A 15,929-nucleotide genomic window follows, 5' to 3' on the forward strand; every position below is an offset into this window, starting at 1 on the left:
ATATTCCGCCGGATTGAAAAGATAGCTCCCGGAAAATTGATAGATGAAAACAAACCAAAACAAAAATTGACGATAATAATTATTCCACACTTTGGCCTGTCTAAACAAAAAGATTATGAGTGACAAACGTGCAACTATACCCGTAATGCCATATACACAAAGAGTTTCTGCAACTGCATTCGGAATACGAATGGTGGTCGGTATTTTAGAATATGAGTAATAATAATCAACAAAATCTCTTCCTATATATTTTAATTGCCCAAGCCCGCAACCGAATACCAATGATTTCATCTTAGCAACATTCCAGGCAATGTGAAAAGCCTCATAAGTGCGGCCGCGTGCAGAAGTATCTTCACCATTATAAATATTTCGCAATCTCTCAAATAAAGGATTGTGTGAATAGAAGGCATATAGGCTTAGCATTGCGACAACGAATAGAATAATGCCCAATGAGAGGATATTGTAGTTTACTTTATTTCTCAACTCATTCCAATTCATTGTCATAATTATCATTAAACTGATAATTATGGTAGCTATAACACCAAGTGAAAAACTTAGAACCAATGAAACGCAAAGCGAAATGAACAGAATATTATAATGGCTTCGTAGCAATATTTTTTTTAGGAGGTAATAGCCAACAATCGGCGTGATAATGAAGGAATAATAAGAAGCTTCAAATGTGAACATTTTTAAGCGAGGCGTTAAAGGAACGTTGGGACTTATTGAAATTAAATACCACATCTCTGAACGGACAGCAAAAATCGGTAGAATGACAAGTGCGATAATTAAAAAGACGATATTGAGGCTCGCAACTGTTTTAAAGATACTGCTCAATTCGCTATGGTTCTTCAAATAAATATACGCGGCAATGACAAATGCGGCCAACGCCTGCAGTAAAAGAAATGAAGTGAGATAATTGTATAAATGTTCTACACTCCAAATTTGCAGCAATGCGAATATCATCGTCACAATAAAAAAATATAAACAATATTTTAGGCCGTTTTCCCTTATTATATAGACAAAAAAGAATGGTGAAAGCAAGGTGGTATAATACAAGCCCTGCGGCAATAATACACTGTTAAAGAACAGATATATAATCGCAATGGACAATATCATTTTATTTGAAATTTGCATTCTTAGGAGTTGACCAGCATTATAAATTTTTCTCTATGCCCATGCACATTTGTGAAATACAAAGTAGCAATCGCCAAAATGATACAAAAGCCTTTAACTAGCCCATTTTCGCAAACGATAAATGTTCCTATTAATATTGAAGGAAATATTTGCACTGCGCACGATATAGGATCATAACTACCTGACAAAATCTTTGAAAGTATCATTCGTAATACATACATACTTATCGCACAAGCAGCTATCAGGCCATATAAGACCGAAATTGTTGAGTGGAAAACATGTATTGAAATAAACATACAACACAATGTGAGTGCGGAAAAAAAGATTGTATAATAAAGGTAAATGCGTTCATGTCCCACAGCGTTGAAATAGTATGTGGGTACAATATTCAGAACAAAAAACAATTCAAATACTATAAAATATTTCGTATAATTTTTCACTTCGTGAGCGGTTTGCGCACCAAGTATTATTTTGAAGATATATGGATAGACTAGATATAAAATAATCAATAGAAGCACAGAAATGCCTGTTACTACGTTCCGTGCTGCTAAATAGAGTTCATTACTATTTTTTCTTTGGGCATACAGCTTTGTAAATTTCGGAGAGAGCCATGGCATTATCGCATTAAAGCACATATGCAGGTGATTGAACATCGTAGCTATTAACGCATAATAGCTTAAAGCAATGAGCCCAAAATAACTCACAATTAAATACCGATCTGACTGAAATGTAATGATGATGGCGAGAGATTGCAGCCATGTAATGAGTGCGAAGGAAGCTTCATGTTTTGGAATTTTAAGATTGAAGGAGAATTGATAACCTCTCAAATTTCTATACATCAAAACAAACCCCAAAATCGCAAAAAAAATGTTTACGATGATCATTATAACCAATATCCAGATAATATTAATAGAAAGAAAATAAAGTAAAAAAAGGTTCAAAGTCAAAGTGCATAGACGATTACCACTTCCGAGCATAGCAGCGATGTTATATTTTTCTAATGCTTTGAAATAATTGGTAAATATCTGTTCGAAGAATTTTATTCCGACGATGAACCCGGCAAGAATAAAACATTTAGCGCACAGCAATCTGAGATTGGTAGTGATATGGAAAAGATTTCTGTAAGCAACAAAGCAAAATCCGGTAAATCCAATAACACAGCAGAATGTAAATAACAAAATTGTCATACTGAGTGCATTATTAACGACTCTTATTTGCTCTCGATGTTTTTTCTGGGCAGCATACAGTGCGATATTTTTGAGCACTGTACTTCCTATGCCAAAGTTGAACAATTGCAGGGAGACAACAATTGTATTGATCAACATCCAAATGCCAAATTGGGATTGTCCGAGATGACGAATAAAAAATGATGTACTTACAAAGAATAACAACGGATATAAAAAGATATCCGCCAGGTTGCAAAGGGTATTATCGATGTTTTTATTACGCGCCATTTTTGTTTGAAAATAGATTCGAAATAAAAATAATTAATATACTTATGATGATAAACGCTGCGACGCATACTGATACAATTTTGTATACAGATAAATAAGCGGATCTTTTGCCGACAAGAAAAGGGTCTTGCATTTTTACTACCCTTTGATCATTAAGAAACGATTGCATATCGACAATTTCTTGTGTAATCTTTTCCCCTTTATCAAATATTAAGGTAGGATTGAATTGATTTGTATTTGCTGAAACTATTGATGAGCTCGACTTGTTGAGACTTTTTGTATATGCCTGTGCCAAAGAGTCGAGCATTTGTAATTCCTTTTTTCTATAGGCAATTCCCGCTTTAAATTCGTTAGCTCTGCGGTGTAAGATTTGCTGAACGGAAATATTTTTATTCAAAAAACCTTCCAACGCCGTACCCAAACTGTCAAAAACTTTCGCGTCCGATGCTATTACGGAAATATAAAATGTCTTTTCCTTATTTTCCGACATGTCATCAGATAACGGGCTACCATAAATATTTGTAGCTTCTATTTTTTGAAAAGATTTTATTTCGCTCAACGACAGTCCGGTTATCTCCTTAAGTTGTTCATAGGAATGCGAATAGACCAAGTCATTGGCGTGGTCAATCATTTCCCCAAACAATTTTCGAGTCAGGTCATTGTAAGTAAAGGAAGCTGTTGCCTCATATTTTTTTATTGGATTAAAGATGAAATAACCGCCAATGGCGACTATAATGAATGTTGCAATAAATATGGCAACCTTATATTTTTTTATTCCTCTGAAATATAAAATGCATAGGTGTTTCAGAAAAGAAAAAAAGCCTTTTAGCTGCCGGTTAAATTCTTCTATGGTCAATTCATCATGTGGGTCGTCGGAGTGCTCCATATTTTGGGTATAATAATATTCTATTTTTTCTTTTGAAGTGTGATTAAATAGTGATCACAACAACGATTGAAAGGAAAATAATTGCTCAATTGTTTTTCTATATGTTGCAAAAAACTGTATGTGCGCGGATACCTTTCTACGAATCCCTGATAGAATTCTGGCGGAACCGCAAAGTATATCCCTTTTAAAGTGAGTACGTCAAAGTCTTTTTTTAATCGCCGGATGATATAGGATGGGCTGTAATAATATATGGAGAAATGCACTCCCTCGATGTGTGCTTTTGTGTGCTTTCCAAATCTCCTGAAAGCGGTTTTTAAATCTCCTTTTAAAATCAGCAGTAATTCCCAAGGTGAAACCATGGGCATGATAACCAAAGTCGTTTTGCCGTTTTCCTTTAATAATCTTTTCAGTTGTGTCAATACTTCGCCCAAATCTTTTGTACAATTCAACCCTCCAAAGTTAGAGATGATATAATTGAACTTTCTATCGCCCAGTTTATACAATTCATTAAAAGAGCAAAGCTGTGTTTGAATATTATTTTCTAACTCACGGTTTCTAATTTTTGAATTTAATACGTCAATCATTCCAGACGAATTGTCTGTAGAAAGTAGTGTGAATCCTTTCCTCGCTAAATAAATGCTATCGATGCCGGTGCCGCAATTCAATTCCAGAAATTGATAGTCAGGAAGTGATTGGCTGATGATTTCTTTTCGGTAAATATCACGTAAATGCCCGGTCAGTTTATTTTCCTCGTTCAGCTTATCAAACACAAAAGATTGTGAAGAAAATGCTTTGCTTATTAGTTGATCATTGTTCATCAGGTAAATCAATTTAATTCTATGTAAGGATTAGCGTTATTGACCACTTCTTTTGCTATCCGCAGTGTATAAAAGCGTAATTCTCTCTTAAATTTGCGCTTGAGAAATGAATACTTCATTATCCCAACTATTTTACGTACAGAGAAGCCACCTTTCGCTTTCAGTTTTTGCAACCGAAAAGTATAATGCGTATATCGATGCAGTTTTTTGTAAAAAGAGCTATCATACGTATTGGAATACAGCAGCGCTAGATCGTCTGAGTCAGTCCAGTTTTTTTTCATTACCATGTCTTGTTGTACTTTATCGTAAAATTTGGTTCCCGGCAACGGATAAGAAACTGATATACCAATATCGTCGGGCATTGTTTCTTGGATTAAACAAATAGTTTTATTAATGTCTTCGATTGTTTCATTTAAATATCCATACTGAATAAAGAATGCTGCACGTATATTGTATTGTTTCAACAATATTCTTGCATTTTTAATTTCTTCAATAGTAGTGCCCTTATCCATTGCATCCAGAATTCTTTGAGAACCACTTTCCGCTCCCATCCAAACTTCTTTGCAGCCTGCAGCTGCAAGATCTGCGACATATTGTTCTTGTACCAGTAGGTCCGCTCTTGACTGAATTTTAAAACTGGTCTTTGCATTTGAAGCATTGATAAATTCAGAAAATTCCTTCACCCAACTACGTTTCAACCCGAAGATGTCGTCGCAGAACCAAATATGGTCCATATTATACATTTGCTTCAATAATATGACTTCTTCCACCACCTTTTCGGGGCTTCGCATATTATAGCTGTTTCCGTATATAGGCTTCGCACACCAATTGCACTTGTAAGGACAGCCTCGCGTCGTGGCAATATTGATAGAAAAATATCCGTGATTCTTCAACCAAACTTCTCTGTACGGATCAATATCTATCAAATCCCAAGCAGGTAAAGGCAGCTCATCTAAATGCCTTGAGATAGCCCTCGGCTTATTTTTTTCAATAATATTGTCATCCGATTTGTAAATTAATCCCTTAATTTTTTTAATTGAATCTTCGCATTTATGTATTGATTGTATTGTTTCTAACAACGCATATTCTGCTTCACCTCTGATTACGAAGTCTGCGCTATTATTTAAGTATTTCTCATAATTATCTGCTGCGTCTGAGCTTGTAACAATGACTTTGCAACCGTATGCCTTTGCATATTGTTGCATTAAGAAGGCTGCGTCACGCATATTACTAAGACACATCTTTGTTAAATAATTGAATCCGTCGTCATAAATAACAAATACATCTGGTTGATATGATTTCAGTGTTGTTATAATCTCTTCCGGAGCTCTTGCAAACATCGTATCAAATAGCTTTACATCATAGCTATTCTCCCTCAATAAAGCGGCGGCAAGTATGGTTCCTAATGGAGGATACGGCTGCGCCTGTGACATCTGTTTCGGATCGAACCGCATAAAGTAGGAATGACTAAATAAGATTTTCAACTTTCTTTCTTTTGTAATTGCTCAAGAATTTTTTTCTGATAATTCTTAGGATGATTCTTGGACACATAAAGTGTTGTTTTCATTGCTAAGTCGTAATCCTCCATAGGATATCCACGCTTAGTCCATTTAGTCCTCCATTTGGAATCAGTAAGCTTCATGAGGAAAATATTCAACGGTTTCCAGAATTGATTACTTTTATTCAATTTCATCAGGTTGTATTGCACAGCGCCTTCGAAATCTAGACCGAGATGCGTTATGTTGGGAAGATTTAATTGATTTCTTAATAAAAATGTTCTGTATAAATCATTATTATAAACAGGTATAAGCGTGCTTAATTCTATCCGTGTAAATATATTCTTTTCGGCTATCTTCAAATGATGTTCATCTATAAAATAGTTCATACACAAAGAATGCTGCCTCCCAATAATAAAACTGATTTTTTTTAAAATATGCAGAACGGTCCTGCATATCCAGAGTGTATTGTTTGCCGTAATAATGAAAAAGTCATAATCGGTTTTTTCATCTGCATAATTTTTAGATAAAGAACCGGAGATGCCTACAAATCTTACAAAAGGAAATAAAGCAATAAAATGCCCAACCCTTTTTGCTTTAGGAATCACCTTTTCGGCTAATTTCTCTCCTTGAATGCGTTTTTTAATGTTTTCATTTGTATCGGAATTCAATAAATAATATTCCCCAATACACCGAATTATCCCATTAGCCATCATTTTTTCCAATATGTCTTTAATCGCTTCTATACTTATGGCATCGGGTGATAATTTATATAATTCGTCAATTTTAACCGGGTGTCTAAAGAAACTAAAATACCTAAGTAATTCAAGTACTTCTGCTGCATTGGCGGAGTAGTTGTCAATTTTTGAAATCCCGTAAAAAGGAACTGTTGCCTGAGAATTATCCATAGAAAATTTTTTACGCAGAATGAAAAAATGTCTATATTATATAAAACAACAGAACGGTAATTTAGGTTGCCTTTCGATATAAACTTTTCAGATGTTTTCTCGCTATAATGCCGGCGGTAAATATTCGTACTTTTTAATTAATTGTTTTAAAGGGGGTCTTGTAAAGAACAGTTATGTTGTTATTGACTTTTAATATTCCAAGCATTGCAGTTGGGGGTTGAATATTATAATCACTTAGTCTTACCGGTAGAGTTCCTTCCAATATAAATATATCGTGATTAGTTTCATAAATTCTCCCTGAAATCTTTACCTGCTTTGTTACACCAGCGATTGTAAGTCTACCTAAGGTGTTTATAATCGTTCCCCTGGCATTAAATTCGATCATTTTCAAAGGCAGCTCAAGAGAAAAAGTGATAGATGGATAATAGTCGGCTTTTAAAGCATTATACGTTTTGGTTACCATCATTTTGCCCGCCGGACTTTTGATGGAATGTACATCCATAATCATATATAGTGAATCGACGTCTATACTTCCGTCCTTATTTTTCGTTACGATGCTTTTGCCTGTAACTTTGCTCACGGTTTCGCTCCAATCGTGCAAATTGGAGCTCCCATCGATTGTTATTATATAGTTATTGGCGATTGCATAGCGCTCTTTTTCTTGTGCGTTAACTTGATTGCGAAAAATTGCAGAAGATATGAAAATGAAAAAAATGATAAATAAAATTTTCATAAAGAGTGTACATTTTTTGTTGTATAAACCACGACACCGTTTATAAGCATCCTATAAGACGATTTGATTATCAGCAGTCGTTCATCAGGCGGATATTGGAAATGAATGATTTTTTTCGCAGAGTTTTTGGGGACATCTTTTAAAGGGCATAGTGTACTTTACTCCTAATCCTTTAAAAAAAGATCATCAAAAAGCTTGATTACGTTTCATTTATTTGATGCCTTCGTTTTTCTTTTTATCCTTTTTCTCCCAACCAAAAGCTCTAGAAATGTTGAAGCCAAAATAAATATTGCTTTTGCGCCATGTTCCCGTATTCTGCGTGAGATAATACGGGCCAACCATTCCCTGAGAATTGCTGAAAACAAACTGAAATACATGTCCGCCGGTTTCAATATCTAATCCTAAACCTAATGACGAGTGCACTCCTTCTGATGGCAAAGAATTGATTGGTAGGTAATTATACTCAGCGATAATACTCATTCTTTTCGTAATCTTCATACGTCCTCCGACGCTTACAAGAAAGATATCGTTTTTATCTTCCGCTGTCGGGACAAGGTTGAAATGTACCCAGGAAGGTACTACTTCTAAAGACAAGGCTTCCGTGAATTTTCGTGCTATTAATAATTGTGAAGTGTAGGATGTTCTATACTTGAAATTCATATAAGGCTGGTCTGTTGTCGCCTTCAAGGTTTGGGTTGTTGCAAGTTCATACAAACTTATTGCAAATGGCATCTTATTTTTCGTCTGATAAAATAATTTGTATTTTAATGATGCATCAAATACTTTATCAAATGAACTTCTCCCAATGCCTACGGCAAGTCTGTCCGACAAACCATAATCTAAACCGAAACGAATGGTTGCATTGTCTAAACCGAATAATTGATAAGGACCATCGTTTAATTGCCCAAAACGGTGCAAGATGATAAATTGAAGATTGTTTTTTCCGGGTTGTTCTACTGTTACTAAATTAACGAATTGAGTTGCTTTAAAAATAGACCGAACCTTATTGTCTACATTTTGCTGCTGAAAGATAGAATCATTTAAGAGGTTCATCAAATTATTCGTACTATCTTGAGCAAATAGGCCATTTGTTGTCACAATCAGCGACAGAGCAAACATAATTATTTTTCTATTCATAGGAATCATTTATTCATGGGATTGCAATCAATGTTTACTAATACGGAGATCGTTTTCGAAATGTTATTTCGAAGGACCGAAGGTATTTTGATGTTATAGTCTTCAAAAGGTATTTTAAAATTGCAGGCTGCTTTCAACTTTCCCGCTGAAATTTCTATGTCGGCCTCTGTGTATAAGGGCTTTGTAATCCCATTCATGGATAGCTGTCCTGAAATACGTACATGATATTTCCCCGGCTTTGATAAATCAATATTATCTGTAATCTTGCCTATAAAATTGGCCTTAGGATATTTGTCACTTTCAATTACTTCTTCATTGAAATGATCTTGCATTAATTGTTTGTCGAATAAAAATCCTTTTATCAAAAGGTTCAGGGCAATTTGTTTGGTTGCCTCATCAATGACTGCGAGAACTTGTTTGTTTTCTGCGTGAATTGTTTCTATGGGCGTCTTAGAAGTAAAACTGATTTCCCCGTTTTTCGTGAAATATTTTTGTGCGCTTAACGAATGGCTTATTGCAATGACAAATAAGCATAATATCCATTTTTTCATTTATGTAGAATTTGTTGTAATGGAGAAATTGTATCAATTATTTAGACTTCCATTATTAATCCAATCTTTAATCTTATTAATCTCGCAATCCGAAAGCTGGGGAAGATTAAGTGGCATAGGAGTTACATTTCCCGTATGTTGAATTGCATTAAGTAAATTGCCATTATTTATCTCAGATTTTAATGTATTAAAATCTTGATAGTTTAGCCCCGATCCAGATGTCTGATAGGTTTGCGCACTGTGGCAACTATAGCATTGCGAAGTAAGAATGGGCAAAATATCCGATTGATATTTCATGTTTATGGTATCGCAGTTGGAACCTGTAATACCGGCTTTTTGTTTGAGTGCAGCCTCATTGGCTTTGGAACAACTGTTTAAGACTGCACCCATTACAATCACCAAAAACAAAACAATACTTATAGCAAAAAATTTATTCATGATCATGTCAAAATATTTTTCATTTAGAAATAAAGAAATCTATTAATCTTACATCTTATAAAAACTTTTGTCCCCGTCTTTTGCTTTTGTTCAGTCTCATAGCAAAACCGTCATTTTTTTGCACTGTATGACTGACTAAAATGGGCAACTTTTTTAAATGTTTTGAGCAGCAATATTTAAGACATTTAATAGATATAGAAAACAAATGCATTCTCAATTCATTGTTACTATTAGTTATTAAAACAACCTGGTGGAGGAAATGGTTGCCTTGGTAGAAAACAAATTCTAAGGCTTTGTATAATTTAATTTGCTTGAATGGATACAGTCATTAAAAAAAACAGCAAAATAGTTATATGGAGATAGTCTTCAAAGTATTTTAATCGTTTCAACACGCGTTTCACTGTCAAAATATTGATGTAATATTTGTTGTTTCGTCAAGAGTTACTTTTGTCTTTTAAATTTGAGATAACTTTCTTTCACCATAGACGAGAAGAACGGAGACTGAAAAAACGATGGCATTCGTTTAGATATTTATGGAGGCCAGTATGTATGATTGACGATTTATCCTAATGGTCATTTAGATAAGGCGATAAAAATAGTCGCAAAATATTACTACCTGCACTTGATACATTTAAAAATCGGACTAAAAACATTTGAGATGCAACTGGATTCCTCTTAATTCAACAGCTGAATGTGGGTAATCAAAATCGTATTTATTTTACAATAACGGCATCCACCAGATTTACATCCATTAAGAAACCAATGCATCTACCTTTTATTTTTATTGTCTGCCCCTTAATGGCAGAATTATCCACGTTGCGCATTGCGCAATTTATTCCCCCCAGTGCGTCATTGCCTGCTTGAAGTTCAATAGTCGTTTGAGTTTTATCTTGTTGTACAGAAGCAATACTACCGCTTACTTCGACAATTTTATTTAAATATAATTTATTGGCATTGTTTTCATTCGTACTGAAAGCGGAATATAATTCTTCCGATGTAATTTTCGCATCTGCTTTTATAGAACTAAGCATGGGTCTTGTTTTGTGGTAGGCTATCCAGCCCCAAGTAGCACCGATCATTCCGAGCAGAAAAATGATTATCACGACGGTTAAAAATGCTCTTTTTCGTTTCATAAAATAGATGTTTTGTTATCTGATTTCTATTAACTACTAATCCGCTGTATGGCAAATATTTAATTTGTTTAATTAAAAACTTTGCTTAATTGATATTTGTGCCCCCACACTTCCAAGGCTTAAGTTTCCATATCCTATATTTCCTAAAGGAATTTTTACATATGGTGCCACCTCTAATGCCATCTTATTAAAATGATATTCATATCCCAAAGAAACGTTGGTAACTGCATATACATTTTTGCCTTGACCGGTTACATCTTTATTAATTTGTGCGGAGCTCCCATCACTTTTTGCGTACGCATAATTATAGCTCTGATCGACCATCCAGGTAGCAGACACACCCGTACTCACAAAGGCACTATTCTTCTTACTTTGAACGATATCATAACGAACATTTACTGGAACATCCACCATTGTGCATGAACCAGTAATATTGGACACTTCGGATGAAATATCTTTGCCGTCGGGGTGAAAGTTATTATTATCGACAGCATAATTCATAGATTCTCTTACTATGCCTGTTTGAAGAGAAAATCTGGATTTATTAATACGTCTTTGTAAAATCACACCGGTATTTAGACCTGGACTCTGAGAAACATTTCCTTTTATAATGCTTAAATTCGAGCCGCCGACTACGCCTACTTGCCAGTTAGTGTTATTATTCCTATTCTTATTATCATCATCATTCATTGCAAATTCACGATTATCCTTAAGTGGGGCTATGGGTTTGTTAGATAAATAAGGAAGAATTATTGCTTTTTTCGAGCTGTCTGCAGTTCTGTTTATATCGTTTTTTGCATATTTTTTTTGATCTTCCGGCCTATTGGCCTTATTGGAATCCTTCGGATCCAAAATGCCGAGTGGATTTAAGAAATTGGGCGCCAGATCATTCTTAAATTCAGGACTAGTATTAATGGCGGTTTTATTTATTTCTTTATCTGCATCATTAGAACTCAGATTGTTTGCATTTTCATTTGGGTAAATAATTATTCCCTTTTCCTTCAAGGCCAAGCCAGAAGCAGAATTTGAGCTATCCTCCATTTGAGAAAATTCGTTTTGACGACTATTGTTTTGGAGATTTGAATCATTCTTATTTTGCTCATTCTTTGTTGACACAACAATCTGATTCTTAAGAATATTACTTTTATTTCCAAATTTTTCCAACCCCAACCAAATGCAAACAAAAGCGATTATGGCAAACATTGATAGGAGTTGCCATGAACGTGTTGCACGGCTTGGGAATAATTTTCCAATATATTGAAAACGGTTCTTTTTTCTGTCCTTTCGGGGCGAAAGCTTATGATCGAAAAAGTTATCCCATGCTTCTTCGGGTGCGTGAGGAGGAGTGAAATTCTCCATGGATTCCCGGAAAAGTTTGTCCAACTCTTCATCGTTCATGTCTTTAAATTTTTTCGGCATGATTTTTCTCTAACATTTTGCGCAAATTTTTTCTTGCCTTAAGTAAATTTGACTTGGACGTGCCTATAGAAATTCCTAATATTCGGGATATTTCTTCATGTGTATACCCATCCAATGCATATAAACTAAAAGTATTTCTATATGCAGGGCTTAATTTTCGAATTAGATTTATTAATTCATCGTAAGCCATTTTGTCCTCGCTGACTCTTCCATTATCAGAAGAGATATTATTCATCTTTTCGTCCGTCACAGTCCAAGATATCTTTCTTGCTAATGCTTTGGAATGATTGATTCCTGTATTTACCATAATGGTTTTGAACCAACTCATGAAAACCTTTTGTAATATATTTTCATCCTCCGGCTCTATAAATCTTGATATCGATCTAAAAATCTTGACAAATCCATCATTCATTATTTCAATAGTATCTTCATTATTCGCCGAATAGCGCATACATATGGATACCGCATAACCATAATATTTTTCATACAAAACTTTCTGCCAGGCAGGACTATCTTGCTTGCAACCGCTCAGAATGAGTGATAATTGATATTCCATCTTGAATATTATACCTAAATCTCTGTTTTGTGATAAAATAACACATATACTACAACTTATATACAATAGATCAGGGAAAAAGGTTGCTACAAATAAAAATAATTTTATACTTTTTTTTATTTATTAGCTGGCCCAACAAATCTTTTTCCAATATACAATCTAAAACATTGGTTTTAAATGTAATATTAATTATTTATTGCAGTGTTTTCTCAATTTCTTGCAAAGTATCTTTATCAAAATGTAAATTATTCAAACATTTCAGTGAATCTAGTAACTGCGCTGAACTACTAGCTCCTACTAACACGGAGGTTATTCTTGAATCCTTCAAAATCCAACTTAATGCCATTTGTGCCAAGGATTGTTCACGATTTTCAGCAATAGCATTTAGTTTCCTTAACTGCGTTACACGACCTTCGGTAATGGCATCTTTTTTTAGAAAGCCATGCTCTTTTGCTGCACGCGAATCTTCGGGAATACCATGTAGATATTTATTAGTCAAAAGCCCCTGAGCTAAAGGAGAAAAAGGAATACATCCAACGCCTTCCGTTTCCAACATATCCAACAAGCCGTCTTCTACCCATCTTTCGTACATCGAATATTTGGGTTGATGAATAAGACATGGTGTACCTAACTCTTTCAAAATTTTAAATGCCTCGGCCGCTTCTTTTGGTTTGTAATTAGAAATACCCACGTACAAAGCTTTCCCTTGGCGCACGATTAGGTCAAGCGCAGACATTGTTTCGTACAGGGGTGTTTGCGGATCAGGGCGATGGTGATAAAAGATATCTACATACTCCAATCCCATTCTTCGCAGGCTTTGATCTAGGCTGGCGACCAGATATTTTTTTGAGCCCCAATCACCATAAGGGCCGTCCCACATTGTATAACCAGCTTTGGAGGAAATAATCATTTCATCGCGATGTTGAGCAAAATCGTGATGCAGAAGTTTGCCAAAGTTCTCTTCGGCACTACCAGGCGGCGGTCCGTAATTATTTGCCAAATCAAAATGTGTAATACCATTGTCAAATGCTGTATGTAGCGTCTTCCTAAAATTTTCATACACATCTACTAAACCGAAATTGTGCCAAAGGCCTAAAGAAACTGCCGGCAGTTTCAAGCCCGACCTCCCGCAGCGACGGTACTGCATAGTGGTATATTTATCCATATTATTTTTATTTTGTTTAAGCGAATCTATTATTGCTAACTACCTATACCTAACTTATTATTTATTCCATCATCGATATTTACGCTACGCCATCATTGTTCTGTCCCTCTGCCCTGGCAATGCCTTGGATTTATAATTCATGTTTTAAAATTTATTAAGTGTGTACCTCCTCAACAATTGGTTGTGAAATTACATTATTAATTGCTTCTTAGATTTAATATTAGTTTGAAATTTATTTATAAAGATGATTTTACGGGTCAACTATATTCCTGCATCTTCTTTCAAGAAGCCTGAAAATATTATTGTGTTCAACTAGAAAGTCCTTAACTTAGTTGCCAATATCTTGTGGACGCAAAGAACTTTAAAAACTATTTATACTAAACTTTAGTAATGAAATCGAAACATCTTCTATTTTGTGGATTGGCATTTTTTGTTCTTCAAACTGCAGCAGCTCAATCAGATTATGTTGCTCCAACACTGCCATCTATTCCAAACAAAATATTTAACATAAAATCGTTTGGCGCTGTTAGCGATAATCAAACTGATAATACGCTTGCTATCCAGCAGGCTATAGATGCAGCCGAGAAAGCAGGTGGTGGAAAGGTAGAGATACCCGAAGGGACTTATTTATGCGGGCCCTTGCAATTCGATAATAATCTGGATTTACAAATAGATGCGGCGGCTATTCTTCGTTTTTTGCCTATAAACAGATATCCGGGAGGGTTAAATGAAGGAACTAGTTTTATTACCGGTAAAAGTTTGCATGATATTGCGATTACCGGAAAAGGGACTATCGATGGTCAAGGAAGTCCCTGGTGGCCTTATGCCAAAATGAAGGGCAATTATCATCGGCCCAGAATGATTGCTTTTAATCATTGCGATAAGATTTTGATTGAAGATGTTACCCTGCTGAATTCTCCGATGTTTCACATTGCTATAAGTGGTTCAGAAAATGTAACCGTTAATGGTGTTACAGTGCATGCTCCCTCTTCTACCGATCCGGTAGATCCAAGCCATAATACCGATGCCTGTGATGTTTCCGGACACCATATATTAATCGAGAATTGTAATATCAGTACTGGCGACGATGATTATACTTGCGGCGGCGGCACATCAGATGTTCTGATTAATAATTGTCATTACGGCAACGGGCACGGCGTTTCTATTGGCAGTGGTACCCGGGGAGGCGTATCTAATATAACAGTTGAAAATTGCACGTTCACTAATACAGATTGCGGTATTCGTATAAAGTCCGATAGAGACAGAGGGGGTATCGTGCAAAACATGACTTATAAGAACTTGAAAATGACTAACGTAGGCATTCCGATTTTGATGTACGGTTCTTATATGGCAAAAGAGAAGGAATATAGAGATCTGGAAAGAATCACTCCCGAAATAGCAGAAACATATCCGGCAGCCACGATTACAGATAAGACACCCATTTATCGCAATTTTATTTTCCAGAATATTACCGCTACGGTGGCGCCTGGAAAACGCGCAGGTCTAATCTGGGGCTTACCAGAGGCACCGGTGACGAATATACTTTTTCAGAATGTAAATATCACAGCAGATAGACCTTTTGGTATTTTCTTTGCAAAAAATGTTCAGTTTGAAAATTGCGATATCATTACCAGTGCAGGTAAAAACAAATTGGCCACTACCCATACTGAAATGAATAAGTAAAACTTGTCAACTTATTTTTGCATTTAATTTAAAGTATTACAAGATTCACGAATTAATGAAACAATTTGTTTTAGTCCACCAATGCCAAAATATTAATAGTTATTCACGATGATCTCATAAGAATGCCTCCATATTTGCTATCAGGGTCACATCTTTTTACTATGTGTTCATTGAGAAGTGCAAAAGAACCCGTCTACCTCGTCCAATCTCGCCACCGCTTCATTTTTTATGAGTGAAGGAGGCAGAGCAGTTATAGGTGAAATAAATTAATGGATTTTGACGGGTTTAATACCTGTTAATGTAGCCTTAACTGGAATTATATTACCGCTCTTATCAAAGAATAGGGAATCAATACAAACTTCTCTATGGTAACCCGCAGCTTGTCCCATTTTTATGCCATCGGGATAAGAAAATCTAT

15 protein-coding genes are annotated in these 15,929 nt (G+C 35.3%); 1 reads left to right on the plus strand and 14 read right to left on the minus strand.

The window, feature by feature from the left end; translation table 11 throughout:
• The 14 genes from ACQR30_RS10305 to mgrA form a co-directional block, all read right to left on the minus strand.
• The coding region (locus ACQR30_RS10305) for an O-antigen ligase family protein (protein WP_429734747.1) at window positions 1–963 on the minus strand (963 nt) is incomplete at its 3' end.
• A 173-nt stretch (window positions 964–1,136) separates the two neighbouring features.
• Window positions 1,137–2,588, minus strand: coding sequence for a lipopolysaccharide biosynthesis protein (locus tag ACQR30_RS10310; protein WP_429734715.1), 1,452 nt, complete (start codon window positions 2,586–2,588; stop codon window positions 1,137–1,139).
• Complete coding sequence (locus ACQR30_RS10315) at window positions 2,578–3,474, minus strand: hypothetical protein (protein WP_429734717.1); 897 nt, start codon at window positions 3,472–3,474, stop codon at window positions 2,578–2,580. Before ACQR30_RS10315 ends, ACQR30_RS10310 begins: the two co-directional genes overlap by 11 nt.
• Before the next feature lie 20 nt (window positions 3,475–3,494).
• A complete protein-coding gene (locus ACQR30_RS10320) occupies window positions 3,495–4,292 on the minus strand; it encodes a class I SAM-dependent methyltransferase (RefSeq protein ID WP_429734719.1) in 798 nt (265 codons plus the stop codon).
• A gap of 8 nt (window positions 4,293–4,300) precedes the next feature.
• Complete coding sequence (locus tag ACQR30_RS10325; RefSeq protein ID WP_429734721.1) at window positions 4,301–5,776, minus strand: B12-binding domain-containing radical SAM protein; 1,476 nt, start codon at window positions 5,774–5,776, stop codon at window positions 4,301–4,303.
• Window positions 5,773–6,696 (minus strand): hypothetical protein, encoded by a 924-nt coding sequence (locus ACQR30_RS10330; RefSeq protein ID WP_429734724.1) that lies wholly within the window; start codon window positions 6,694–6,696, stop codon window positions 5,773–5,775. Before ACQR30_RS10330 ends, ACQR30_RS10325 begins: the two co-directional genes overlap by 4 nt.
• A 133-nt stretch (window positions 6,697–6,829) precedes the next feature.
• Complete coding sequence (locus ACQR30_RS10335; RefSeq protein ID WP_429734726.1) at window positions 6,830–7,429, minus strand: YceI family protein; 600 nt, start codon at window positions 7,427–7,429, stop codon at window positions 6,830–6,832.
• Between the two features lie 210 nt (window positions 7,430–7,639).
• The gene (locus tag ACQR30_RS10340) at window positions 7,640–8,566 is read right to left on the minus strand and encodes a DUF5777 family beta-barrel protein (protein WP_429734728.1); all 927 of its coding nucleotides are present in this window, start codon (window positions 8,564–8,566) and stop codon (window positions 7,640–7,642) included.
• Window positions 8,567–8,571: 5 nt separating this feature from the next.
• The gene (locus tag ACQR30_RS10345) at window positions 8,572–9,117 is read right to left on the minus strand and encodes a YceI family protein (protein WP_429734730.1); all 546 of its coding nucleotides are present in this window, start codon (window positions 9,115–9,117) and stop codon (window positions 8,572–8,574) included.
• A gap of 33 nt (window positions 9,118–9,150) precedes the next feature.
• Window positions 9,151–9,555, minus strand: a complete 405-nt coding sequence (locus tag ACQR30_RS10350; protein ID WP_429734732.1) for a hypothetical protein — start codon at window positions 9,553–9,555, stop codon at window positions 9,151–9,153.
• 713 nt (window positions 9,556–10,268) lie between these two features.
• Window positions 10,269–10,688, minus strand: a complete 420-nt coding sequence (locus tag ACQR30_RS10355) for an OB-fold protein (RefSeq protein WP_429734734.1) — start codon at window positions 10,686–10,688, stop codon at window positions 10,269–10,271.
• Between the two features lie 72 nt (window positions 10,689–10,760).
• Window positions 10,761–12,107, minus strand: a complete 1,347-nt coding sequence (locus tag ACQR30_RS10360; protein ID WP_429734736.1) for an outer membrane beta-barrel protein — start codon at window positions 12,105–12,107, stop codon at window positions 10,761–10,763.
• Window positions 12,091–12,663, minus strand: coding sequence for an RNA polymerase sigma factor (locus tag ACQR30_RS10365; protein WP_429734739.1), 573 nt, complete (start codon window positions 12,661–12,663; stop codon window positions 12,091–12,093). Before ACQR30_RS10365 ends, ACQR30_RS10360 begins: the two co-directional genes overlap by 17 nt.
• A 193-nt stretch (window positions 12,664–12,856) precedes the next feature.
• On the minus strand, window positions 12,857–13,828 hold the full coding sequence (mgrA, locus tag ACQR30_RS10370; RefSeq protein ID WP_429734743.1) for an L-glyceraldehyde 3-phosphate reductase: 972 nt from the start codon (window positions 13,826–13,828) through the stop codon (window positions 12,857–12,859).
• Between the two features lie 390 nt (window positions 13,829–14,218).
• Here mgrA and ACQR30_RS10375 point away from each other — a divergent pair, with 390 nt between their 5' ends.
• On the plus strand, window positions 14,219–15,511 hold the full coding sequence (locus ACQR30_RS10375) for a glycoside hydrolase family 28 protein (RefSeq protein WP_429734745.1): 1,293 nt from the start codon (window positions 14,219–14,221) through the stop codon (window positions 15,509–15,511).
• Window positions 15,512–15,929 lie beyond the last annotated feature (418 nt).

Source organism: Arachidicoccus sp. (assembly GCF_050436765.1).
In the GTDB taxonomy this organism is placed as follows: Bacteria; Bacteroidota; Bacteroidia; order Chitinophagales; family Chitinophagaceae; genus Arachidicoccus.

Coding starts and splice junctions, on each gene's coding strand:
- ACQR30_RS10310 (WP_429734715.1), bottom strand. CDS start 2,588: ATGGCGCGTAATAAAAACATCGATAATACCCTTTGCAACCTGGCGGAT.
- ACQR30_RS10315 (WP_429734717.1), bottom strand. CDS start 3,474: ATGGAGCACTCCGACGACCCACATGATGAATTGACCATAGAAGAATTT.
- ACQR30_RS10320 (WP_429734719.1), bottom strand. CDS start 4,292: ATGAACAATGATCAACTAATAAGCAAAGCATTTTCTTCACAATCTTTT.
- ACQR30_RS10330 (WP_429734724.1), bottom strand. CDS start 6,696: ATGGATAATTCTCAGGCAACAGTTCCTTTTTACGGGATTTCAAAAATT.
- ACQR30_RS10335 (WP_429734726.1), bottom strand. CDS start 7,429: ATGAAAATTTTATTTATCATTTTTTTCATTTTCATATCTTCTGCAATT.
- ACQR30_RS10340 (WP_429734728.1), bottom strand. CDS start 8,566: ATGAATAGAAAAATAATTATGTTTGCTCTGTCGCTGATTGTGACAACA.
- ACQR30_RS10345 (WP_429734730.1), bottom strand. CDS start 9,117: ATGAAAAAATGGATATTATGCTTATTTGTCATTGCAATAAGCCATTCG.
- ACQR30_RS10350 (WP_429734732.1), bottom strand. CDS start 9,555: ATGAATAAATTTTTTGCTATAAGTATTGTTTTGTTTTTGGTGATTGTA.
- ACQR30_RS10355 (WP_429734734.1), bottom strand. CDS start 10,688: ATGAAACGAAAAAGAGCATTTTTAACCGTCGTGATAATCATTTTTCTG.
- ACQR30_RS10360 (WP_429734736.1), bottom strand. CDS start 12,107: ATGCCGAAAAAATTTAAAGACATGAACGATGAAGAGTTGGACAAACTT.
- ACQR30_RS10365 (WP_429734739.1), bottom strand. CDS start 12,663: ATGGAATATCAATTATCACTCATTCTGAGCGGTTGCAAGCAAGATAGT.
- mgrA (WP_429734743.1), bottom strand. CDS start 13,828: ATGGATAAATATACCACTATGCAGTACCGTCGCTGCGGGAGGTCGGGC.
- ACQR30_RS10375 (WP_429734745.1), top strand. CDS start 14,219: ATGAAATCGAAACATCTTCTATTTTGTGGATTGGCATTTTTTGTTCTT.